This window comes from Pseudomonas sp. PDM20 (assembly GCF_014852575.3).
Lineage (GTDB): Bacteria > Pseudomonadota > Gammaproteobacteria > Pseudomonadales > Pseudomonadaceae > Pseudomonas.
Genome location: NZ_CM181224.1, coordinates 2215928 through 2238637 on the forward strand (window position 1 = coordinate 2215928; position 22710 = coordinate 2238637).

Below are 22710 nucleotides of genomic sequence, written 5' to 3' on the forward strand. Positions count from 1 at the left end.
CAGGGAAATCAATCGCAGGGGGATCAGGCGCAGTGGGCGAGGTTGTCGCGCAGGGCCAGCAGCACGCGACCATCTTCGATCTTTACCTCGTGGCGATGGGCGCAGCCCTGGTCGGGGGCCACGGCCTCGCCGCTGGCCAGTTCGATCTGCCAGTTGTGCAGCGGGCAGGCCACGCGCTTGCCGTAGATCAGGCCCTGGGACAGGGGGCCGCCCTTGTGCGGGCAGCGGTCGTCGAGGGCGAAGACCTCGTCATCGGAGGTGCGGAAGATCGCGATGTCGCCCTTGGGGCCGGCGATGACGCGCGAGCCCAGCGGGTTGATGTCGTCCAGGGCGCAGATGTCTAACCAGTTCATGGGGTGTCTCCGGCAATCGGGTAGTAGGGGCCCCGCTGGCGGGGCCCGGCGGGGCACTCAGGCGGGTTCCAGCTGCTTGAGGGGAATCCGTTCGAATTCCTTCTTCAGCGGCTGCTGGGCGATGCGCTCCTGCCACGGGTCCTGCTCCAGCGACAGGGAGAACTGCAGGCGGGCATTGAGCGCCTTGCGGTTTTCCGCGTCTTCCAGCACGGCTTTCTTGATGCGCTCCATGCCGACGCGCTGCAGGTAGTGCACGGTGCGTTCGAGGTAGAAGGCCTCCTCGCGGTAGAGCTGGAGGAAGGCGCCGCTGTATTCGCGGACTTCGTCGGAGGTCCTGAGCTTGACGAAGAACTCCGCCACCTCGGTCTTGATCCCGCCGTTGCCGCCGATGTACAGCTCCCAGCCCGAATCCACACCGATGATGCCGATGTCCTTGATGCCGGCCTCGGCGCAGTTGCGCGGGCAGCCGGAGACCGCCAGCTTGACCTTGTGCGGCGACCACATGTTGAACAGGTCGTGCTCGAGGTCGATACCCAGCTGGGTCGAGTTCTGCGTGCCGAAACGGCAGAACTCGCTGCCGACGCAGGTCTTCACGGTGCGGATGGACTTGCCGTAGGCGTGGCCGGAGGGCATGTCCAGTTCCTTCCAGATCGCCGGCAGGTCGTCCTTTCTGATGCCCAGCAGGTCGATGCGCTGGCCGCCGGTGACCTTGACCATGGGTACCTGGTACTTGTCGGCGACGTCGGCGATGCGCCGCAGTTCGGCGGCGTTGGTGACGCCACCCCACATACGCGGGACTACCGAGTAGGTGCCGTCCTTCTGGATGTTGGCGTGGGCGCGCTCGTTGATCAGGCGCGACTGCGGGTCGTCCTTGGCTTCTCCCGGCCAGGTGGAGATCAGGTAGTAGTTCAGCGCCGGGCGGCAGGTGGCGCAGCCGTCCGGGGTGCGCCAGTCCATGAAGCGCATGGCGCTGCTCAGGGTGATCAGGTGATGGTCGCGGATCGCCTGGCGTACCTGGCCGTGGTTGAGGTCGCTGCAGCCGCAGATGGCCTTTTCGCTCTTGGGCTTCACGTCCGCCGCGCCGCCCACGGTGCTGATCAGGATCTGCTCGACAAGCCCGGCGCAGGAGCCGCAGGAGCTGGCGGCCTTGGTGTGCTTCTTCACCTCATCGACGCTGAACAGGCCGTTCTCCTGGATCGCCTTGACGATGGTGCCCTTGCATACGCCATTGCAGCCGCAGACTTCGGCGGTGTCGGGCATGTTCGCTGCGCTGTTCTGGCCCTGGTGGCCGACGTCGCCGATGCTGCTCTCGCCGAACATCAGGTGGTCGCGGATTTCGCCGACGTTGTGGTTCTCGCGGATCTGCCGGAAGTACCAGCCGCCATCGGCGGTGTCGCCGTAGAGGCAGGCACCGACCAGCACGTCGTCCTTGATCACCAGCTTCTTGTACACGCCGCCGATGGGATCGGAGAGGGTGATGGTCTCGGTGCCTTCGCCGCCCATGAACTGGCCGGCGGAGAACAGGTCGATGCCGGTGACCTTGAGCTTGGTGGAGGTCACCGAGCCCTGGTAGCGGGCGAAGCCGAGCATGGCCAGGTGGTTGGCGCAGACCTTGGCCTGCTCGAACAGCGGGGCCACCAGGCCATAGGCGATGCCGCGGTGGCTGGCGCATTCGCCCAGGGCGTAGATGCGCGGGTCATAGGTCTGCAGGGTGTCGTTGACCAGGATGCCGCGGTTGCAGGGCAGGCCGGTCTTCTCCGCCAGTTCGGTGTTGGGGCGGATGCCGGCGGCCATCACCACCAGGTCGGCGGCGATCACTTCGCCGTCCTTGAAGCGGATGGCGCAGACGCGGCCGCTGCCGTCGTCGATCAGTTCTTCGGTGTGGGTGTTCAGGCGGAAGTTGATGCCGCGCGATTCCAGCGCTTCCTGCAGCAGCTTGCCGGCGGTGCGGTCCAGCTGGCGCTCCAGCAGCCAGTCGGAGAGGTGCACCACGGTGACGTCCATGCCGCGCTGCTTGAGGCCGTTGGCCGCTTCCAGGCCGAGCAGGCCGCCGCCGATGACCACTGCATGGCTGTGGGTCCCGGCGGTGTCGATCATGGTCTGGGTGTCGGCGATGTCGCGGTAGCCGATCACGCCCTGCAGGCGGCTGCCCGGCACCGGCAGGATGAAGGGATTGGAGCCGGTGGCAATCAGCAGTCGATCGTACTCGGCCTCGGTGCCGTCTTCGGCGTAGACCTTGCGGCGATGACGGTCGATGCGGCTGACCTTGCGGTTGAGCAGCAGGCGAATGCCATTCTCGCTGTACCAGTTGAGGTCGTTGAGGACGATGTCCTCGAAGGCCTGCTCACCGGCCAGCACGGGGGAGAGCAGGATGCGGTTGTAGTTGGGGTGGGGCTCGGCGCCGAACACGGTGATGTCGTAAAGATCGGGGGCGATCTTCAACAGTTCTTCCAGGGTCCGCACACCGGCCATGCCGTTGCCGATCAGTACGAGCTTGAGCTTCTTCATGTCAGGGCTCCGTCACGCAATCGCGGAAAACAAAAAAGGCGTCCCGCCGGTTACCCAGCGAGGACGCCTTTGTCCAAGTCCCGATCGATCGGGAAGTGCGAGCCTCTTCGTTGAGGGACGCGCTTTTGTAGATTGTTGAAACGGTTATTGCAGGGGCTGTGCCAACTTTCTCGGCCCCCGGTTTTCGGGGCTCTCGGCTGGCCTGTTCTGCCGGTTGGCCTTTTTGCTGCACTGCGGTGATGCGTTCTGAACCGATCTGGTGCGCCTTCAGCCCCCGTGCAGCAGCCAGAGCAGCAGCCCCAGGTTGATCGCCAGCGAGGCCAGGGCGACGCCGCGCCAGACCCGCAGCGGTTCGCGTTCCAGCAGCGGGCGTGGGCGCGGCGGTGCCTGGCGTTCACCTTGTTCCAGGGCGAGCAGGCATTCTTCGGCGGTTTCGAAGCGCTGTTGCGGTTGGGCGGCGATCAGCTTTGCCAGCCAGTCGTCCAGCCAGGTTGGCACATCCGGGCGATAGCGGCTGGCCGGTGCGGGCGTGCCGAAGCGCGGATGCTGGAAGGCTTCGATCTCGCCATAGGGGTAGTGCCCACAGAGCAGGCGGTAGAGCGTGACCCCGGCCGCGTAGAGGTCCTGGCGGGCTTCCGGCGCCGCGCCCTGGAAGGATTCCGGGGCGAGGTAGCTCGGGGTGCCGGGCAGGTCGTGCGGGTCTTCCTGCGACAAGCCCGGGCAGTAGGCCAGGCCGAAGTCCAGCAGGCGCAGCTCGCCGTCGTCGGCCCAGTGCAGGTTTTCCGGCTTGATGTCGCGGTGCAGGATGTTGCGCCGGTGCAGCTGGCCCAGGCCGCGCAACAGGCGCTGGGCGAGGTCCAGCCAGTCGGGCAGGTTCAACGGGCCGTTGAGTTTCAGGTGCTCGTCCAGGGTTTGCCCCGGATATTCGCGCATCACGTAGTACAGGTGCTGGCGTTGCGGCAGGCTGTGCAGTTCGGGGAAGTAGCGGCCCTGCACGCGGCGCAGGAACCACTCCTCCAGCAGCAGCGCCTGGGCGGCTTCCGCGGAGTCGCGCAGTGCCGGCGGCAGGGTCTTGAGCAGCCAGTGGCGGTTCTGCCGGTCGCGCACGCGGTAGATCAGCGATTGGCGCGACTGCGCCAGTCGGCCTTCCACCCGCCAGCCTTCGAACTCCTGGTCGTCCCGCAGGGCCGGCGGCGCGGGCCAGTGGTCGAGTTGGGCGAGGGCGTCGCCGAGGCTCGCGGGTGGCAGTTCGTCCACCTGCAGGAGCAGCGCGCTGGCGTTGTCCTGGCTGCCGGCCAGGTGGGCGGCGCTGACCAGTGCGTCGGCGCAGGCCTGCAAGCTCTGTGCGTCCTCCAGCAGGCGCTGGATGGCGCTGTCGCCAAGAGCAGCCCAGATGCCGTCGCTGACCAGCAGGAAGCTCTGTCCGGCTTCCAGTTCGCCGTCGCAGTAGTCCACCACCAGATGCTGGTCGAGGCCCAGTGCGCGCTTGAGCACGTGCTGCATGCCGGGTTGTTCCCAGACGTGGTCCTGGGTCAGGCAATCCAGCTGGCCGGCGTGCCAGCGGTACAGGCGGCAGTCGCCGACATGGGCGAGGGTGAAGCGCCGGCCCCGCAGGACCAGCGCGGTGAGGGTGGTGAGCAGCGGCTGGCCACCGCCGTTGGCCTGCAGCCAGCGGTTCTGCGAGATCAGCAGGCGGTCGAGGGCCTGGGCGACGGCCCAGGTCTCGGGGGTGGCGTAGTAGTCGGCGGCCAGCGCCTGCAGGCTCAGGCGCGCGGCGAGGCCGCCGTCGGCGCAGTGGCTGACGCCGTCGGCGATGGCAAACAGGTGCCCCTTGCTGGCGGCCAGCCCTGCGGGCGGGGTGACCACCCGCAGGGCATCCTGGTTCTCGTCGCGCGGGCCGGTGGCGCTGGCCTGGGCGAAGCTCAGGGCCAGGCTCATGGCCTGCTCCTGCGGGATGGACCGGCGCTCGGGGCGGCCCTCACCCTAACCCTCTCCCAGAGGGAGAGGGGACCGTTCGGCACAGGATGAAACCTTGGTGTCAGCCGGTATTGACAGCGCCCTCTCCCTGAGGGAGAGGGCTGGGGTGAGGGGGAAAGCACAGGCACGGACTTGCCCGTGAAAAGGCTGTCACCCCTGCAGAAAATGAGTGTTGCTGCAAAGGCCATGGCCTACACCCGCGCCGCGGTAACGGCCGCGCTACCCCAGGTGGTGCGCCAGCGGGCTTTCACCGCGTGCAGGCCGAACCAGGCCAGTACGCCGAGGCTGGCGAACAGCCAGAGGCCGATCTGGTAGTCGCCGGTGGCCTGCTTGATTGCGCCCAGGCCCGCCGTCAGGCAGAAACCGCCGATGCCGCCGGCCATGCCGATCAGGCCGGTCATCACGCCAATGGTCTGGCGGAAGCGCTGCGGCACCAGCTGGAACACCGCACCGTTGCCCGCGCCGAGGCTGAGCATGGCGACCACGAAGAGGCTCAGTGCCGCCACTGCGCTGGGCAGGTGGAAGCCTACGGCGGCGATGCAGATCGAGGCGACGGTGTACATCACCAGCAGGCTGCGGATGCCGCCGATGCGGTCGGCCAGGGCGCCGCCCAGCGGACGCATCAGGCTGCCGGCGAAGACGCAGGCGGCGGTGTAGTAGCCGGCTTTCACCGGGTCTAGGCCGTACTGGTCGTGGAAGTATCCGGGCAGGGTGCTGGCGAGGCCGAGGAAGCCGCCGAAGGTCACGCTGTAGAAGAACATGAACCACCAGCTGTCGCGGTCGCCCAGGGCCTTCAGGTAATCCGCCAGTGACTTGACTGGCGGGCGCTCCGGGGCGTTGCGGGCGAGCAGGGCGAACACCACCAGGGTGGCCAGCAGCGGGATCAGCGCGAAGCCGAAGACGTTCTGCCAGCCGAAGGCGGCGGCGATGGCCGGGGCGAACAGCGCGGTGAGCACGGTACCGGAGTTGCCGGCTCCGGCGATACCCATGGCCTTGCCCTGGTGCTGCGGCGGGTACCACTGCGAGGCCAGCGGCAGCGCCACGGCGAAGGAGGCGCCGGCCATGCCCAGTAGCACGCCGAGGATCATCGCCTGCTCCAGGCTGTGGATGCCCAGTCGCCAGGCGCCGAACAGCGCGCAGATGACGATCACCTGGCCGAGGATGCCGGCGGCCTTGGGCGACCAGCGATCGGCCAGCAGGCCCATGAGGAAGCGCAGGATGGCGCCGGAGAGGATCGGCGTGGCGACCATCAGCGCGCGCTGCTGGGTGGTCAGTTGCAGGTCGGTGGCGATCTGCACCGCCAGCGGGCCGAGGACGTACCAGACCATGAAGCTCAGGTCGAAATACAGGAAGGCGGCAAACAGGGTCGGCGCGTGGCCGGCTTTCCAGAAACTCGTGTTCATCGAACACCTCATCAGCAACGGTAGAGGAGCCCGGTCATGCGCCACTTGGCAGCCGCCGGGTTCGAGAAGGTCGTGGGGTCTGATGACGTTTTGACGCAAGCCGCGTTGCTGCGACAAATCACGCCAGGCTAGGCGCGGGATGCAGGAAATGGTCATTCCCTTTTCAAGTCCCGCAACGACGCATGGCGTGATTTGCCGCGCAACCCGAAGGGACGGGCCGCATTTTGCGCAGTGCTGCGTTACTCGTCGTTCATTTGGAATGACCAAACCACACTCCTCGCGCCTAACACTGCGCAAAATGCGGCGCCGTCGCGGTCGCGGCAAAACGTCATCAGACCCCAGTGCCCCTGCGCCGGGGCAAACGAAAAAGGCGTCGCTCCACCCACCGCACTGCGCGGGTGTGGATGCGACGCCTTTGTCGAAGTCGGGTAATCGCCGTTGATTACCATCGCCTTGTGCAGAGCAAGGCGCGGGCCAGGATGAGAAATCCCAGTCAGATCAAAGAGATGAGGGGAGGGTCAGGACCGATGCTGATCCATCAGAGGGCGCGCCGTGCTGCGGCGTGCCCTGTACTGGAGCGTCAGGCGATCCAGTTGACGCTGGGGAAGGTGTCGCGGAATGCCTCGGGGATCGGCACGACCTTGCCGGCCTTGTAGTCGAAGAACACGAAGCCCGACTTGGCCATGGCTACCAGCGTGTCGTCGGCCGGGCGGGTGATGCGGAAGATGATGTCGCCGCCGTACTTGTTGAAGTCCATCACGCCGACCTCGAACAGCAGCTGGTCGCGCGCGTGGGCCTCGGCGCGATAGGTGGTGGCGAGGTCGGTGACGATGATGCCGGTCTCGCGGATGCCGTAGTCGAACAGGAAGCGCGCGCGGGCTTCGGAGATCATCGAGATCATCGAGTCGTTGCCCAGATGGTTGGCGCCGTTGATGTCGGTGACGCGGACGGTGAGCTTGGTTTCGTAGATGAAGAGTTCTTCGGGGAATTCCAGTTTCAGGCGGGCCATGGCGGTCTCGGTGACAAGGCAACGGGTAGTGCGGATGTGCCGCGCATTCTACGCGCAGTCCGCGCGCCCCGCGCCTCATCAGGCCAGTGAATGGCGAATCAGCGGTGCGCCGAGTTCAGGTGGAAGACGGTTACCCGCGCGCCTTCGCTGGTGTCGCCGTAGTTGTCGTTGATGTAGGCGCCGGCCTTGAAGTAGAGCAGTTGCTTGGACCAGGTGGTGCTGAGGATCTTGCGGTAGTAGTTGGCCCGGCCGTCGGAGGTCTCCACGCGGATCGCCAGGTTGCCCACCGAGGTGACGCGCAGGCTGTAGTTGAAGGTCTGGTCCAGGGCGATGTTGTCGATCAGCGGGACGTTGATGCTGGCGCTGTCGTCGGGGTGGTTGCGCACCAGGGCTTCCAGACGTCCGCTCTCCAGGGTGGGCAAGTAGTGGTACTGCAGCTTGACCAGCGGCTCGCCGTTGCCGGTGTAGGGCGAGCGGCTGTGGATCTGGCCAATGATGATCTTGTTCTTCGAGGGCACCTGCTGGACGCTCATGGTCACGCGCAGCTCGTTGTCGCCCTGGGTGTAGTACCAGTTGGAAACCTCGCCGTTGGACAGAGTCTCGCGCAGCTCGCTGCGGGGGTAGACGCTGTCGGAGGTGTGCGAGCCGGTGACGGGCACCCAGAACACCACCTGGCTGCCGCCGCGCTGGAAGTAGCGGCTCTGGTAGCCCCGGGCGATCTGTTCGGTGGTGACTTCGGTGGGGCGAGGGTCGGTGGGAACGCTGAGGTTCCAGGTGGTGAGGTCGATCATGGGCTTGCCCTTGCTGAGCCGCGCAGGCGGCGAGGTCGGGTGGGCGCCGAGGTGCCTAGCCGGCGGCGGCCACTGCGATGCGCCATCGAACCCTGCCGATGACGCTCCTGGGGCCCGGCCAGAAGACCGGGCGGCCGCAGCATAGGGCGTTGCGGGCGAGGTGGGGGCCAGCTCGGCGGCTGGCGAAATGATCGCGCCTTGCCGCCGCTGGCCGTTGGCCGCCTCGCACTTTCAGCCGATTCGCACTTGCAGCCTCAGTGCCCGAGCATCTCGTGCATGGCGATGATCTGCTCGGCCACCTGCACCAGCTTCTGCTGGCGGCCCATGGCTTGGCGGCGCATCAGGGTGTAGGCCTCTTCCTCGGCGCAGCCTTTCATTTTCATCAGCAGCCCCTTGGCCAGCTCGATGCGCTTGCGCTCCGCCAGCTGCAGCTCGCGGGCCTGCAACTGGGCACGCAGGGCCTGGTCGCTCTCGAAGCGGGCCATGGCGACATCGAGGATCGGCTGCAGCCGCTCGGCCTGGATGCCCTCGACAATGTAGGCACTGACCCCGGAGCGGATCGCCTGGCGCATCACCTGCGGGTCGTGCTCGTCGGTGAACATGACGATGGGGCGCGGCTGGTCGCGGCTGACCAGCACTACCTGCTCCATTACGTCGCGGCCAGGGGACTCGGTGTCGATGAGGATCACATCCGGATGCAGGGCCTCCACCCGTTGCGCCAGGTCGACCGTCAGGCCGGATTCGTCGATGACCTCGAAGCCGCTTTCCACCAGCGCGGCCTTGAGGCGCCCGACCTTCTTCGGGGTGTCGTTGATCAGCAGGACGCGCAGCATGCTCAACCTCGCTCCGCCAGGGCATTCAGCTCGAAGCTGCGGGCATAGCCGGCCGGGTCGCTGCCGTCCCAGAGGCGGCCGTCGATCAGGGTCGAGGTGCGCATCTCGGCGTCCGGCACGCTTGCGCCCACGGCGCTGGCAGCTTCGCGGTAGAGGTCGAGCTGCTGGACCTGGCGGGCGATGCCAAGGTAGTCGACGTCTTCTCGCAGCAGGCCCCAGCGGCGGAACTGGGTCATGAACCACAGCCCGTCGGAGAGCCAGGGATAGGTGGCGTGGCCTGCATTGAAGAAACGCAGTGGATGCGCGTCCTGCCAGGCGTGACCGAGGCCGTCCTGGTAGCGACCGAGCAGGCGCGGCTCGACGCTGGCGAGTGGGGCGTCGACGTAGTCTTCGCTGCTGATCAGCTGGGCGGCGCTGCGCAGGTTGTCTGCGCTGGCTTCGATGAAGCGACTGGCATCGAGCAGGCTCATGACCAGTGCGCGCGCGGTGTTGGGATACTCCTCGACGAAGGCACGGGTGGTGCCCAGGACCTTTTCCGGGTGGTCCGGCCAGATCTGCTGGCTGGTGGCGAGGGTAAAGCCCATGCCTTCGTCCACCGCCAGGGCGCCCCACGGGCCCCCGGCGCAGAAGCCGTCGATGCGCCCGGCCTTCAGGTGCTCGACCATCTGTGCCGGCGGCACCACCAGGCTGCGGACGTCCTGCAGGGGGTGGATGCCGTGGCTGGCCAGCCAGTAGTAGAGCCACATCGCATGGGTGCCGGTGGGGAAGGTGTGGGCCAGGGTCAGTTGCGCACCGTTCTGGCGCACGTGGCTCTGCAGTGCCCCGGCAGAGGTCACACCGTCGCGCATCAGTGGGGCGGAAAGATTGATCGACTGGCCGTTCTGGCACAGGCCCATGAGCACGGCCATGTCGGTGGCTGGGGCGCCGCCCAGGCCCAGTTGCAGGTCATAGATGAGCCCGTAGAGGCTTTGCGCCGCGTCCAGCTCGCCGCTGAGCAGGCGGTCGCGCAACCCGGCCCAGGAATTCTGCCGCTGCAGGTTGAGCGTCAGGCCGTAGGGCTGGCCGAAGCCCTGGGTCGCGGCTACCACCAGCGAGGCGGAGTCGGTAAGGGCCATGAAGCCCAGGTTAAGGGCTGTCTTCTCCGGGGCATCGGAACCGGCCACCCAGGCCAGGCTGTCCGGCAGTGGGCTGGTGCTGTCGATCATCTCCACCTCTGAACACACTCTCAACGCGCTTTCAATGCAAAAAATGGCGCCGCGCCACCTGCTGTCACAGGAGGTAGGCACGACGCCATTGTCGATTGTTGATTGTCGGGCGCGATCCGCCGTTGGACCGCAGGTGTGAGGAGTGGAGCAAGGGCTGTGCCAGTGGCGGTGCAGAAAAAAAGAAGCCCCGCCATGGAGGGCGGGGCGCAGAGGAAGGGAGCGCACCTCTGGAGGGTTCCACAAGGGCACCTGGGCACGGATATCGGCAGGAGCCTGTCGTCCACCTTAGACCCGGTGGCCTGCGGCGCAACCGGTCAATAAGTATTAGGCCCATCGTTAGGGGCGGGCGGGAGCGCTCTGTTTCGGGGCCTGGAAAAGAAAAGCCCCGCACGGGGCGGGGCTTTTCATCACGCTAGGAGACTCAGACCTGGACGGCCGGGATCTTCGCGTTGGCGGCAGCTTCGCGGAACTCGGCGATCTGGTCGAAGCTCAGGTAGCGGTAGATGTCGGCAGACATGCTGTCGATGTCCTTCGCGTAGGCCATGTACTCCTCGACGGTCGGCAGCTTGCCGATGATCGAAGCGACAGCGGCCAGCTCGGCAGATGCCAGGAACACGTCGGTGGCGTCGCCCAGACGGTTCGGGAAGTTACGGGTCGAGGTGGAGACCACGGTCGAACCGGTCTGTACGCGAGCCTGGTTACCCATGCACAGCGAGCAGCCCGGCATTTCCATGCGCGCGCCAGCCTTGCCGTAGATGCCGTAGTAGCCTTCTTCGGTCAGCTGGTGGGCGTCCATCTTGGTCGGCGGAGCCAGCCACAGACGGGTCGGAATGCCACCCTTGACCTTGTCCAGCAGTTTGCCGGCAGCGCGGAAGTGACCGATGTTGGTCATGCAGGAACCGATGAAGACTTCATCGATCTTGCGGCCTTCGACGCTGGACAGCAGACGGGCGTCGTCCGGGTCGTTCGGAGCGCAGAGTACCGGCTCCTTGACGTCGGCCAGGTCGATCTCGATGACCGCGGCGTACTCGGCGTCCTTGTCGGCTTCCAGCAGTTGCGGGTTGGCCAGCCAGGCTTCCATCGCTTGCGCGCGGCGCTCCAGGGTGCGGGCGTCGCCGTAGCCTTCGCCGATCATCCAGCGCAGCAGGGTGATGTTGGACTTCAGGTACTCGGCGATCGCCTCTTCCGGGAGCTTGATGGTGCAACCGGCAGCCGAACGCTCGGCGGAGGCGTCGGACAGCTCGAAGGCTTGCTCGACGGTCAGGTCGTTGAGGCCTTCGATCTCGAGGATGCGGCCGGAGAAGATGTTCTTCTTGCCCTTCTTCTCGACGGTCAGCAGGCCAGCCTGGATGGCGTAGTAGGGGATCGCATGGACCAGGTCACGCAGGGTGATGCCCGGTTGCAGCTGGCCCTTGAAGCGCACCAGAACCGATTCCGGCATATCCAGCGGCATGACGCCGGTGGCAGCGGCGAAGGCGACCAGGCCGGAACCGGCCGGGAAGCTGATGCCGATCGGGAAGCGGGTGTGCGAGTCGCCGCCGGTGCCGACGGTGTCAGGCAGCAGCATGCGGTTCAGCCAGCTGTGGATGATGCCGTCGCCCGGACGCAGGGAAACACCGCCGCGGGTCATGATGAAGTCCGGCAGGGTGTGGTGGGTCTTGACGTCGATCGGCTTCGGATAAGCGGCGGTGTGGCAGAAGGACTGCATCACCAGGTCGGCGGAGAAGCCCAGGCAAGCCAGGTCTTTCAGCTCGTCGCGGGTCATCGGGCCGGTGGTGTCCTGGGAACCGACGGTGGTCATCTTCGGTTCGCAGTAGGTGCCCGGACGTACGCCCTGGCCTTCGACCAGACCGCAGGCGCGGCCAACCATCTTCTGGGCGAGGGTGAAGCCCTTGCCGCTGTCGGCCGGCGCTTCCGGCTTCTTGAACAGGTCGGAGGCAGGCAGACCCAGCTCGGCGCGGGCCTTCTCGGTCAGGCCGCGGCCAACGATCAGCGGGATACGGCCGCCGGCGCGGACTTCGTCCAGCAGAACCGGGGTCTTCAGCTCGAAGGTGGTGACCACTTCGCCGCTGTCATGACGGGTGACCTTGCCTTCGTACGGGTATACGTCGATGACGTCGCCCATGGCCAGGTTGGTGCAGTCGAATTCGATCGGCAGGGCGCCGGCGTCTTCCATGGTGTTGTAGAAGATCGGGGCGATCTTGGTGCCGAAGCAGAAACCACCGCCGCGCTTGTTCGGCACGTAGGGGATGTCGTCGCCGAAGAACCACAGCACCGAGTTGGTGGCGGACTTACGGGAAGAACCGGTACCGACCACGTCACCGACGTAGGCAACCGGGAAGCCCTTGGCCTTGACCGCTTCGATCTGCTTCAGCGGACCGACGGAGCCCGGCTGGATCGGCTCGATGCCGTCGCGGGCCATTTTCAGCATGGCCAGGGCGTGCAGCGGGATGTCAGGGCGCGACCAGGCGTCCGGAGCGGGGGACAGGTCGTCGGTGTTGGTTTCGCCGGGGACCTTGAACACGGTCAGGGTCAGCTTCTCGGCGACGGCCGGACGGGCCTTGAACCACTCGCCTTCGGCCCAGGACTGCAGCACGGACTTGGCGGCGGCGTTGCCTTTCTTGGCGCGCTCGGCGACGTCGTGGAAGGCGTCGAACATCAGCAGGGTGTGCTTCAGTTGCGCGGCGGCGACTTCGGCCAGCTCGGCGCTGTCCAGCAGCTCGACCATGGTGGTGATGTTGTAGCCACCCTGCATGGTGCCCAGCAGCTCGAGGGCGCGGGTCTTGGAAAGCAGCGGGGAAGTGGCTTCACCCTTGGCGACGGCGGACAGGAAACCGGCCTTGACGTAGGCAGCTTCGTCCACGCCCGGCGGTACGCGGTTGGTGATCAGGTCGAGGAGAAATTCTTCTTCGCCGGCCGGCGGGTTCTTCAGGAGTTCGACCAGACCAGCGGTCTGTTCGGCGTTCAGCGGCTGGGGCACGACGCCCTGGGCGGCACGCTCTTCTACGTGTTTGCGATAGGCTTCAAGCACAGTATTTCCCTCATCAGTGGTCCCGGAGGACGCGTATCCAGGAGACCCCTCCGATCCATTCGTCAGGCATGGTGGACGGTAATCCACTGACCTACGACGGCACCGGCGATCTCCGGGCAGAAGCTGTTTTCAAAGTTTTACGCCGGGGTGGCCTGGGACTGATGGGAATGGGCGCTTGAGGGAGGCGCCCAGACCGCGCGGCTGCCGGAATCTGTGCTTCGTGACGCTTTGAAAACAGCTTCTTTCGGACAATGACGCCAAAAAGGCGCAGCCATTCTAATGGAATTAATGGGCCTTGGTAAGCCGATTTGCGTGGCGCCCGAGGGTGATCTTGCCTAGACAAAGGGCTAACATGCCCGCTTTGCCAGCTATCTGTTCAGCCATGTCTTCGCAACGCATCAAAACCCCCTGTGTCGGGCTCTGCTCGACGGTCTATGGCGACCTGGTCTGCCGTGGCTGCAAGCGCTTCCACCACGAAGTGGTGAACTGGAACCGCTACGGCGACGAGGAGAAGCGGGCGGTGCTGAGCCGTCTGGAGATCCTGCTGACGCAGGTGATGATGGCCAAGCTGGAAGTCTTCGATGCGTCCTTGCTGCGCAGCCAGCTGGAGCAGCGGCAGATCCGCTTCGTGCCCGAGCAGTCGCCCTATTGCTGGGCCTACCAGCTGATTGCCCGCGGCTCGCGGATGATCAACCAGGTGGAAGCCTACGGCCTGGCGCTGCTGCCGGAGTTTCGCGAGTGGCCGCTGCCGGACCTGCGCGACGCCATCGACAAGGAGTTCTTCATCCTCTCCGAGGCGCATTACGAGCGTTATATCGCGCCGAGCTTCCTGGCTGACGCGCTGGAGTCGCGGGTCTGATCGTCGCCGCGCAATGAGAAAGCCGCCCGATGGGCGGCTTTTTTCGTCATGGCTGCCGGATCACGGCTTGGCGGCGATCTCTTCCAGGTGGGCGATGATGTCGTCCGGCTTGAGGACCAGGATGTCGCTCTCCAGCGAATCCAGCACCACTTCGGCGGTGTTGCCGATCAGTGCGCCGGACAGCCCGGTGCGTGCCACGCTGCCGATCACCGTCACCGCCGCGTCGAGGTTGTGCGCCGCGCGGGGGATCAGTACGTCCGCCGGGCCTTCCTCGATGTGCAGGTGCTGGTCGTCGACGCCGAATTCGGCCTGGAACGCCTTGCACGCCTCGCGGTACTTGGCCTCGATGGTCTCGCTGAGCTGGAAGGTCGGGTCGGCGGCCGAGAGCATGGGCGAGGGGTGCGCGCTGATGACGTGCAACTGGCCGTGGGCGAGGCCTGCAATATCGTAGGCGTGGCTGACGATGCCGGCGTGCAGGGTGCGGTGCTCGATATCGTTGTTGCCCACGTCCACGGCGGCGAGGATGTTGCGTCCGGCCCAGGGCAGGCTGGTCTTCACCAGCAGCACCGGAGACGGGCAGAAGCGCAGCAGCTTCCAGTCGTCCGGGGTGAGCAGTGCTTTTTTCAGCGGGTTGTCCGGGCTGTGCTGCTTGATCACCAGCCCGCAGCCTTCGGCCTGCTGCTCCGCGATGATGGTCTGGTGCAGGTTGTCCTTCCAGGCCTGGCGGCTGGAAGCGCTGAAGCCTTCCTGGCGCAGCACCTCGGCGACTTCCTCGAGCTTGGCGCTGTAGTCGGCGCGCCGCTCGCAGGCCAGAAGATGCAGGTGCGACTGGGTAACGCTGGCGATCAGGCGGGCCCGTTTCAGCGCGAGACCTTCCGGCTGGTCCGGGTCGACGACTACGAGGATGCTACGGATGGCTTGCATGATCGTTTCCCTTCGTGCGCGTTGTTTATGTGGAACAACTGTAGTCGGGATATCTCGTTCATGACGTTGAGGCATATCAACGCCGGAAGCTGGTTCCGCGCGGTGGCATTCGTATAATGCTCCGCCTTTATGACACCGGCCAGCCGGTGGGTCGCGAGCTCGGAGTTTTGAACATGCTGTCTGAAATCAGGGAATTCCTCGGTTGTGCCACGCCGGATGCGTGGGTGGAAGCCGCGCTGCGGGATCAGGCGGTGATGCTGATCGACCACAAGAACAACGAGTTCAAGGCCGCCAGCACGGCCCTGGCCCTGATCGCCAAGTACAGCGCCCACGAGGAACTGGTGAACTTCATGTCGCGCCTGGCGCGCGAGGAACTGCGCCACCATGAGCAAGTGCTGGCGATCCTGAAGAAGCGCGGCATCCCCCTGCGGCCGATCTCCGCCGGCCGCTACGCCTCCAGCCTGCGCACCGTGGTGCGCAACCATGAGCCGCAGAAGCTGGTGGATACCCTGATCGTCGGCGCCTTCATCGAATGCCGCAGCTGCGAGCGCTTCGCCGCGCTGGTGGATCACCTGGACGCCGACCTGGCCAAGTTCTACGGCTCGCTGCTCAAATCCGAGGCAAGGCACTTCCAGGGCTACCTGAGCCTGGCGCGCCGCTATGGCGATGACGCCGACATCGACCGCCGCGTGGCGGAGATTCGCGAAGTGGAGGCTGGCCTGATCCAGTCGCCGGACAGCGAGTTCCGCTTCCACAGCGGAGTGCCGGTGGAGCAGGCGGCCTGAGTCGTCCGCCGAAATGAAAAAAAGCGCCCTGACGGGCGCTTTTTCTTTGTCGCTGCTGGTGGGGCTCAGTCCTTCACCTTCAGATCCAGCGCCAGGTCGCGCGCGGCCTTGGTCGCCAGGACGCCCATCAGTTGGCCGATTTCATCCTGGCGGCTGCTGGCACTGTTCTGTCCGCCGGCCATCATCACGCTGGGGACGGGCGCCTGGGCGGCTGCTTCGGCCCAGACCCTGTTGATGGCGATCAGCGCGTCCAGCTTCGGCTGCAGCGCGCCGTCCGCCTTGATCACCGCTTCGCGGGCGTAGGCATCGGCGTCGGCGGTGATCTTGGTGGCTTGCGCCGTCACGGCAGCCTTGTCGCGCAGCAACTCAGCAGTCTGCTTCTCGATCTCGGCGCGCTGCTTCTCGCGCTCGGCGTTGATCACCGCCAGCTGCTTCTCGGTTTCCGCCTGGGTGGTGCGCTCGATCTGGTCGCGCAGGGTTTCCTGGCGCTTGGCTTCTACTTCCTTCTCGCCACGGGCGGTGACCAGCAGCTTCTCTTCCTCTTCCTTCAGTCGGTTCTGGCGCGCCACGGCCAGCTCGGCCAGTGCCTGCTGCACCTTGACCATGCGCTGCTTGTACTGCGGGTTCGGGTCGACGTTGGTGATTCGCGCCTCCACCACTTCCACGCCGAACTTGCGGAACTGCTGCTGTTTGCGCACCGGGATGCCCTTGGCGTCGGTGACCTTCTCGGTGACGAACTGGCTGGCGTTGTTGTCGCCGAAGCTGCCCTGTTCGGTGCCGGCCTGCAGGATCGCGGTCTGGTGTGGTACGGCGCCGCGTGGGCCGCGGACTTCCTTGCGCTTGATCAGGTACAGGCCATCGTTGAGCTGGTTCTCGAACTCCGCGGCGAATTCGCTGCGGGCGCCGGCGTAGTAGTCGTCGGCGGTCATCAGCGAGGCGGTGGCCTGCAGGGTTTCCTTGATCGCCGGGACCAGCGCGGTGCGGATGAAGTTGTCCGGGTTGCGGTATTCCTGGGCCATCTTCAGGAACTGGTCGCCGCCGGGCAGGCGGAAGCGCGCCGAGGATTCGACCTTGGCGTCGACGTTGCCAAGGAAGACGATGGGAAAGGCTTCGATGGTCGCGCCCAGCCCGTCGTTGTCCGGGTTGTTGTCGTTCTCGTCCATGATCAGCACGGACTGCACGCTGATGGCTTTCTTCCAGGTGGTGGCGCGGCCGAACCACTTGGTGGCGTAGCCGACGTCGTCGACGATCTTCTCGTCGCCGAAGATGGTCCGCACGTGGGTCATGAAGCCGGCTTCGTTATAGAAGAAGACGCCGTTGAACAGGATGAAGGCGGCGGCGACCAATGCCAGGGGCAGGGCGCCGAACTTGATGAGGTTTCCCTTGCTGAACATGTTTCTTCCTTGATTGAGCAAACCGCGAATGCTGCGCAAGGCGGTCGGTGCTGGTCAAGGAGAAATGTCTGACAGTGCGTGTGGGTTAACGCCAAAAGGCCACCATTGCGGTGGCCTGGAGCTTCACAGGGAAAAGGGTGCCTGCTGCAGGCCCTGGTCGTCGGCCTCCAGAGCCCAGCCCTGGCTGTCCCAGTCGCCGAGGACGATGCGTCGTGCGGGGCGGCCGTCGATTTCCAGTTCGTGGACGGCGGGGCGGTGGGTGTGGCCGTGGATCAGGATGCGCACGCCCTTGTCGCGCATGATCTTCTCCACTTCCGCCGGGGTGACGTCGACGATCTCGCTGGCTTTCATGCGGGTCTGCGCGCGGCTTTCCTTGCGCAGCTTGCGCGCCAGCTTGTGGCGGGTGGCCAGCGGCAGGTTGCGCAGGATGAACAGGGTCAGCGGATTGCGCAGCCAGCGACGCAGCTTCATATAGGCCGCGTCGAGGGTGCACAGGCTGTCGCCGTGCATCAGCAGGATCTTCTCGCCGTCCAGGTCGATCAGGCTCGGGTCACGCAGCAGCGTGCAGCCTGCTTCGCGGCAGAAGGCCTGGCCGATCAGGAAGTCGCGGTTGCCGTGCATCAGGTAGATACGCGTGCCGCTGTCGGACAACTCCCGCAGGGCGCGGGCGATGGAGTGCTGGAACTCGTCCATGCCATCGTCGCCGATCCAGGCTTCGAAGAAGTCGCCGAGGATGTACAGCGCCTCGGCCATGCGGGCGCGGGTGGAGAGAAAATGCAAGAACGCCCGGGTAATGTCCGGGCGTTCCGCTTCGAGATGCAGGTCCGAGATGAACAGGACGCTCATCGACTCACTCGCCGATGACTTCTGCTTTCTCGATGATCACGTCGTCGGCCGGTACGTCCTGGTGGCCGGAGCGCATGGTGGTGGCGACGGTCTTGATCTTGTTGACCACGTCCATGCCGTCCTTCACTTCACCGAACACGCAGTAGCCCCAGCCCTGCACGGTCGGCGCGCTGTGGTTGAGGAAATCGTTGTCGGCGACGTTGATGAAGAATTGTGCGCTGGCCGAATGCGGCTCCATGGTGCGGGCCATGGCGACGGTGCCGATCTTGTTGCCGACGCCGTTGTTGGCTTCGTTCTTGATCGACTTGCGGGTGGACTTCTGCTTCATGCCCGGCTCGAAACCGCCGCCCTGGATCATGAAGTTGTTGATCACACGGTGGAAAACGGTGTTGTCGTAATGGCCGGCCTTCACGTACTCCTTGAAATTGGCCACGGTTTCCGGCGCCTTGTCGTCGAAGAGTTCAAGGGTGATGTCGCCGAAGTTGGTCTGCAGTTTGACGGTGGTAGTCATCAGGGAATTCCGCTCTTTGGAAAAATCGAAGGCCTGTCAGGGGGTTGACAGCTTCGGCTATGATAAGCGCTTTGGTTTGGCTGGCCTACCCTGGCCGAACACCAGCATGATCAAGGACACCATGAGCAAGCCTACCGCCGATACGAAAGAAGCCACTGTTGCCGCCAACTTCCTGCGCCCGATCGTTGCGGCCGACCTGGAAAGTGGCAAGCACCAGAAAATCGTCACCCGCTTCCCGCCGGAGCCCAACGGCTACCTGCATATCGGTCACGCCAAGTCCATCTGTCTGAACTTCGGCCTGGCCAAGGAGTTCGGCGGTGACTGCCACCTGCGCTTCGACGACACCAACCCGGCGAAGGAAGACCAGGAGTACATCGATGCCATCGAGGCCGATGTGAAGTGGCTGGGCTTCGACTGGGCCGGGCAGGTGCGCTATGCGTCCAACTACTTCGACCAGCTGCATGACTGGGCGGTAGACCTGATCAAGGCCGGCAAGGCTTTCGTCTGCGACCTGAACGCCGAGGAAATGCGCGCGTACCGTGGTTCGCTGACCGAGCCGGGCAAGAACAGCCCCTTCCGCGAGCGTTCTGTGGAAGAGAACCTGGACCTGTTCGCCCGCATGAAAGCCGGCGAGTTCCCGGACGGCGCCCGCTCCCTGCGCGCGAAGATCGACATGGCCTCGCCGAACATCAACCTGCGCGACCCGATCCTCTACCGCATCCGCCACGCCCATCACCACCAGACCGGCGACAAGTGGTGCATCTACCCCAGCTACGACTTCACCCACGGTCAGTCGGACGCCATCGAGGGTATTACCCACTCCATCTGCACCCTGGAGTTCGAGGATCACCGCCCGCTGTACGAGTGGTTCCTGGCCAACCTGCCGGTACCGGCCCAGCCGCGCCAGTACGAATTCGCGCGCCTGAACCTGAACTACACCATCACCAGCAAGCGCAAGCTCAAGCAACTGGTCGATGAAAACCACGTGCATGGCTGGGACGACCCGCGCATGTCGACGCTGTCCGGCTACCGCCGCCGCGGCTACACCCCTGCATCGATCCGTACCTTCTGCGACATGATCGGCGTGAACCGCGCCGGCGGCGTGGTGGACATCGGCATGCTGGAATTCGCCATCCGTGACGATCTGGATGCCAACGCTGGCCGCGCCATGTGCGTGCTCAAGCCGCTGAAAGTGGTCATCACCAACTATCCGGAAGGCCAGGTCGAGAACCTCGAGCTGCCGCGCCATCCGAAACAGGACATGGGCGTGCGCGTGCTGCCGTTCAGCCGCGAGATCTACATCGACGCCAGCGACTTCGAGGAAGTCCCGCCGGCCGGCTACAAGCGCCTGATCCCGGGTGGCGAAGTGCGCCTGCGCGGCAGCTACGTGATCCGCGCCGACGAAGCCATCAAGGACGCCGCCGGCAGCGTCGTCGAGCTGCGCTGCAGCTACGACGAGAACACCCTGGGCAAGAACCCGGAAGGCCGCAAGGTCAAGGGCGTGATCCACTGGGTGCCGGCCGCCGAGAGCGTCGAGTGCGAAGTGCGCCTGTACGACCGCCTGTTCCGCTCCGCCAACCCGGAGAAGTCGGAAGAGGGCGGCAGCTTCCTCGACAACATCAACCCGGACTCCCTGGTGGTGCTCAAGGGTTGCCGCGCCGAGCCGTCGCTGGCCAGCGCCACCGCCGAGGATCGCTTCCAGTTCGAGCGCGAAGGCTACTTCTGCGCGGATGCCAAGGATTCCAGGGCTGACGCCCTGGTATTCAACCGTACCGTGACCCTGCGCGATTCCTGGGGGCAGTAACGGATGGCTGACTTGCAGATATACAGCACGCTGTCCAAGACAAAGGACAGCTTCAAACCGCTGGTGGGCAACCAGGTGCGCATGTACGTGTGCGGCATGACCGTGTACGACTTCTGCCACATCGGCCATGCCCGCGTGATGGTGGCGTTCGACGTCATTGCGCGCTGGCTGCGCCATCGCGGCTATGACCTGACCTATGTGCGCAACATCACCGACATCGACGACAAGATCATCCGCCGCGCCCAGGAGAACGGTGAATCGTTCGAAGACCTGACCGCCCGCATGATCGCCGCGATGCATGAAGACGAGGCGCGCCTGTCGGTCCTGCGTCCGGACATCGAGCCGCGCGCCACCGGTCACATCGCCGGCATGCACGAGATGATCCAGACCTTGATCGACAAGGGTTACGCCTACGCGCCGGGTAATGGCGACGTCTACTACCGGGTCGGCAAGTTCGCCGGCTACGGCAAGCTGTCGCGCAAGAAGATCGAGGACCTGCGCATCGGTGCGCGGATCGAGGTCGACGAATCCAAGGAAGACCCGCTGGACTTCGTGCTCTGGAAGGGCGCCAAGCCGGGCGAGCCGAGCTGGGAGTCGCCCTGGGGCGCCGGGCGTCCGGGCTGGCACATCGAGTGCTCGGTAATGTCCACCTGCTGCCTGGGCGAGACCTTCGACATCCACGGCGGCGGCCCGGACCTGGTGTTCCCGCACCACGAGAACGAGATCGCCCAGAGCGAGGCGGCCACCGGCAAACTCTATGCGGCCAGCTGGATGCACGCCGGAGCGGTGCGCGTGGACGGCGAGAAGATGTCCAAGTCCCTGGGCAACTTCTTCACCATCCGCGAGGTGCTGGAGAAATACCACCCGGAAGTCGTGCGCTTCCTGCTGGTCTCCAGCCACTACCGCAGCCCGATCAACTACTCCGAAGACAACCTGAAGGAAGCCAAGGGCGCGCTGGAGCGTTTCTACACCGCGCTGCGTGGTCTGCCGCAGGTGGCTGCGGCGGGTGGCGAGGAGTTCGTCGAGCGCTTCGGCGCCGCGATGGACGACGACTTCGGTACGCCGGAAGCGGTTGCCGTGCTGTTCGAGATGGTCCGTGAGGTCAACCGCCTGCGCGAGAGCGAGCCGGCGGTCGCGGCTGCCCTGGCGGCACGTGTGCGTGAGCTGGGTGGGCTGATCGGTGTTCTGCAACTGGATGCCGACGAGTTTCTCCAGGCCGGCGCAGCCGGCAAGGTCGACGCGGCGCAGGTCGAGGCACTGATCCAGGCTCGTCTGGATGCCCGTGCGGCGAAGAACTGGGCCGAATCCGACCGTATCCGCGACGAGCTGACCGCTCTGGGCGTAGTGCTGGAAGACGGCAAGGGCGGCACTACCTGGCGCCTCGCCGAGTAACAGCTCCCCGGAAATGAAAAAGGCCGCTGATCAGCGGCCTTTTTCTTGCTCGTCGAAAACCTGTCAGGTGTGCAGGTGTTCGGCGGCGTACAGGGTGTTTTCCAGCAGGCAGGCGCGGGTCATCGGGCCGACACCGCCTGGAACCGGGGTGATCCAGCTGGCGCGCTCGGCGGCGACGTCGTATTCCACGTCGCCCACCAGCTTGCCGTCTTCCTGGCGGTTGATGCCCACGTCGATGACGATGGCGCCTTCCTTGATCCACTCGCCCTTGACCAGGCCCGGCTTGCCGGCGGCCACGACCACCAGGTCGGCGCGGCGTACGTGCTCGGCCAGGTCGCGGGTGAAGCGGTGGGTTACGGTGACGGTGCAGCCGCCCAGCAGCAGCTCCAGCGCCATGGGGCGGCCGACGATGTTCGATGCGCCCACTACCACTGCGTCCATGCCGTATAGGTCGACGCCGGTGCTCTGCAGCAGGGTCATGATGCCTTTCGGGGTGCAGGGACGCAGCAGCGGGATGCGTTGGGCCAGGCGGCCGATATTGAAGGGGTGGAAGCCGTCCACGTCCTTGTCCGGGCTGATGCGTTCCAGCAGCTGGGAGGCGTCGAGGTGGGCGGGGAGGGGGAGCTGGACGAGGATGCCGTCGATGGCCGGGTCGGCGTTCAGGCGGTCGATCAGTGCCAGCAGCTCTTCCTGGGTGGTGCTGGCGGGGAGGTCGTACGCCTGGGAGAGGAAGCCAACCTCTTCACAGTCCTTGCGCTTGTGCGCGACATAGACCTGAGAGGCGGGGTCGCTACCGACCAGGATCACAGCCAGGCCGGGGATGCGCAGTCCTTGCTGGCGGCGTTCATTGACGCGTTGGCCAATCTGCTGGCGGAGGCTGGCGGCGATCGCTTTGCCGTCGATCAGTTTTGCAGTCATGTCGGGGGGATAACCATTAAGGCGGGTGAAAAGAAGGCGCGCATTTTCGCATGCTGCCTCCATAAGGCAAAGGCGGGAGCCCCTGATTTGGCGTAACTCCTTTATCTCTTTGAACTTTTTTTAAAAAAGTTGTTGACGGGGTATGGCCTCATCGATAACATGCGCCC

18 protein-coding genes are annotated in these 22710 nt (G+C 65.3%); 4 read left to right on the forward strand and 14 right to left on the reverse strand.

Annotation, left to right across the window (positions count from 1 at the left end):
- Positions 1-23 precede the first annotated feature (23 nt).
- The 9 genes from nirD to acnB all read right to left on the reverse strand — a co-directional run bounded on the left by nirD (position 24) and on the right by acnB (position 13110).
- Positions 24-353, reverse strand: coding sequence for a nitrite reductase small subunit NirD (nirD, locus tag IB261_RS10500; RefSeq protein WP_081516456.1), 330 nt, complete (start codon positions 351-353; stop codon positions 24-26).
- A 57-nt stretch (positions 354-410) separates the two neighbouring features.
- On the reverse strand, positions 411-2861 hold the full coding sequence (gene nirB / locus IB261_RS10505) for a nitrite reductase large subunit NirB (protein ID WP_192383173.1): 2451 nt from the start codon (positions 2859-2861) through the stop codon (positions 411-413).
- 267 nt (positions 2862-3128) lie between these two features.
- Positions 3129-4799, reverse strand: coding sequence for a bifunctional protein-serine/threonine kinase/phosphatase (locus tag IB261_RS10510; protein WP_192383172.1), 1671 nt, complete (start codon positions 4797-4799; stop codon positions 3129-3131).
- A 230-nt stretch (positions 4800-5029) separates the two neighbouring features.
- Complete coding sequence (locus IB261_RS10515) at positions 5030-6241, reverse strand: nitrate/nitrite transporter (protein ID WP_081516459.1); 1212 nt, start codon at positions 6239-6241, stop codon at positions 5030-5032.
- 580 nt (positions 6242-6821) lie between these two features.
- Positions 6822-7250, reverse strand: a complete 429-nt coding sequence (locus IB261_RS10520; RefSeq protein WP_192383171.1) for a thioesterase family protein — start codon at positions 7248-7250, stop codon at positions 6822-6824.
- 98 nt (positions 7251-7348) lie between these two features.
- Entirely contained in the window at positions 7349-8041 is a 693-nt protein-coding gene (locus IB261_RS10525) for a polysaccharide lyase family 7 protein (RefSeq protein WP_081516461.1), read from the reverse strand.
- Between the two features lie 254 nt (positions 8042-8295).
- Positions 8296-8874, reverse strand: coding sequence for an ANTAR domain-containing response regulator (locus IB261_RS10530; RefSeq protein ID WP_081516462.1), 579 nt, complete (start codon positions 8872-8874; stop codon positions 8296-8298).
- A gap of 2 nt (positions 8875-8876) precedes the next feature.
- Positions 8877-10079, reverse strand: coding sequence for a CmpA/NrtA family ABC transporter substrate-binding protein (locus IB261_RS10535; RefSeq protein ID WP_081516463.1), 1203 nt, complete (start codon positions 10077-10079; stop codon positions 8877-8879).
- Positions 10080-10500: 421 nt separating this feature from the next.
- Positions 10501-13110, reverse strand: a complete 2610-nt coding sequence (gene acnB, locus IB261_RS10540) for a bifunctional aconitate hydratase 2/2-methylisocitrate dehydratase (protein WP_192383170.1) — start codon at positions 13108-13110, stop codon at positions 10501-10503.
- A 382-nt stretch (positions 13111-13492) separates the two neighbouring features.
- On the opposite strand from acnB, the gene IB261_RS10545 reads away from it, so the two are divergent.
- Positions 13493-13969 carry a DUF1289 domain-containing protein gene (locus IB261_RS10545; RefSeq protein WP_081516465.1) on the forward strand — a complete coding sequence of 159 codons (477 nt, stop codon included), beginning with the start codon at positions 13493-13495 and terminating at the stop codon, positions 13967-13969.
- 60 nt (positions 13970-14029) lie between these two features.
- Here the strand turns inward: IB261_RS10545 and uspL are convergent, their stop codons facing one another.
- On the reverse strand, positions 14030-14893 hold the full coding sequence (uspL, locus tag IB261_RS10550) for a universal stress protein UspL (RefSeq protein WP_081516466.1): 864 nt from the start codon (positions 14891-14893) through the stop codon (positions 14030-14032).
- 173 nt (positions 14894-15066) lie between these two features.
- On the opposite strand from uspL, the gene IB261_RS10555 reads away from it, so the two are divergent.
- The gene (locus IB261_RS10555; RefSeq protein ID WP_412548052.1) at positions 15067-15678 is read left to right on the forward strand and encodes a MiaE family protein; all 612 of its coding nucleotides are present in this window, start codon (positions 15067-15069) and stop codon (positions 15676-15678) included.
- Between the two features lie 65 nt (positions 15679-15743).
- On the opposite strand, the gene IB261_RS10560 is transcribed toward IB261_RS10555, so the two are convergent.
- The 3 genes from IB261_RS10560 to IB261_RS10570 form a co-directional block, all read right to left on the reverse strand.
- Positions 15744-17072: an SPFH domain-containing protein gene (locus tag IB261_RS10560; RefSeq protein ID WP_192383169.1), complete on the reverse strand. Its 1329-nt coding sequence runs from the start codon at positions 17070-17072 to the stop codon at positions 15744-15746.
- A gap of 123 nt (positions 17073-17195) precedes the next feature.
- Positions 17196-17918, reverse strand: a complete 723-nt coding sequence (gene lpxH, locus IB261_RS10565; RefSeq protein WP_192383167.1) for a UDP-2,3-diacylglucosamine diphosphatase — start codon at positions 17916-17918, stop codon at positions 17196-17198.
- A gap of 4 nt (positions 17919-17922) precedes the next feature.
- Positions 17923-18429, reverse strand: a complete 507-nt coding sequence (locus tag IB261_RS10570) for a peptidylprolyl isomerase (RefSeq protein ID WP_081516469.1) — start codon at positions 18427-18429, stop codon at positions 17923-17925.
- Between the two features lie 121 nt (positions 18430-18550).
- Between IB261_RS10570 and IB261_RS10575 the strand changes: the two genes are divergently transcribed.
- Both IB261_RS10575 and cysS read left to right on the forward strand, forming a co-directional pair.
- The gene (locus tag IB261_RS10575) at positions 18551-20233 is read left to right on the forward strand and encodes a glutamine--tRNA ligase/YqeY domain fusion protein (protein ID WP_192383256.1); all 1683 of its coding nucleotides are present in this window, start codon (positions 18551-18553) and stop codon (positions 20231-20233) included.
- 3 nt (positions 20234-20236) lie between these two features.
- Positions 20237-21625: a cysteine--tRNA ligase gene (gene cysS / locus IB261_RS10580; RefSeq protein ID WP_192383165.1), complete on the forward strand. Its 1389-nt coding sequence runs from the start codon at positions 20237-20239 to the stop codon at positions 21623-21625.
- 63 nt (positions 21626-21688) lie between these two features.
- Here the strand turns inward: cysS and folD are convergent, their stop codons facing one another.
- Entirely contained in the window at positions 21689-22543 is an 855-nt protein-coding gene (folD, locus tag IB261_RS10585) for a bifunctional methylenetetrahydrofolate dehydrogenase/methenyltetrahydrofolate cyclohydrolase FolD (protein WP_081516471.1), read from the reverse strand.
- Positions 22544-22710 lie beyond the last annotated feature (167 nt).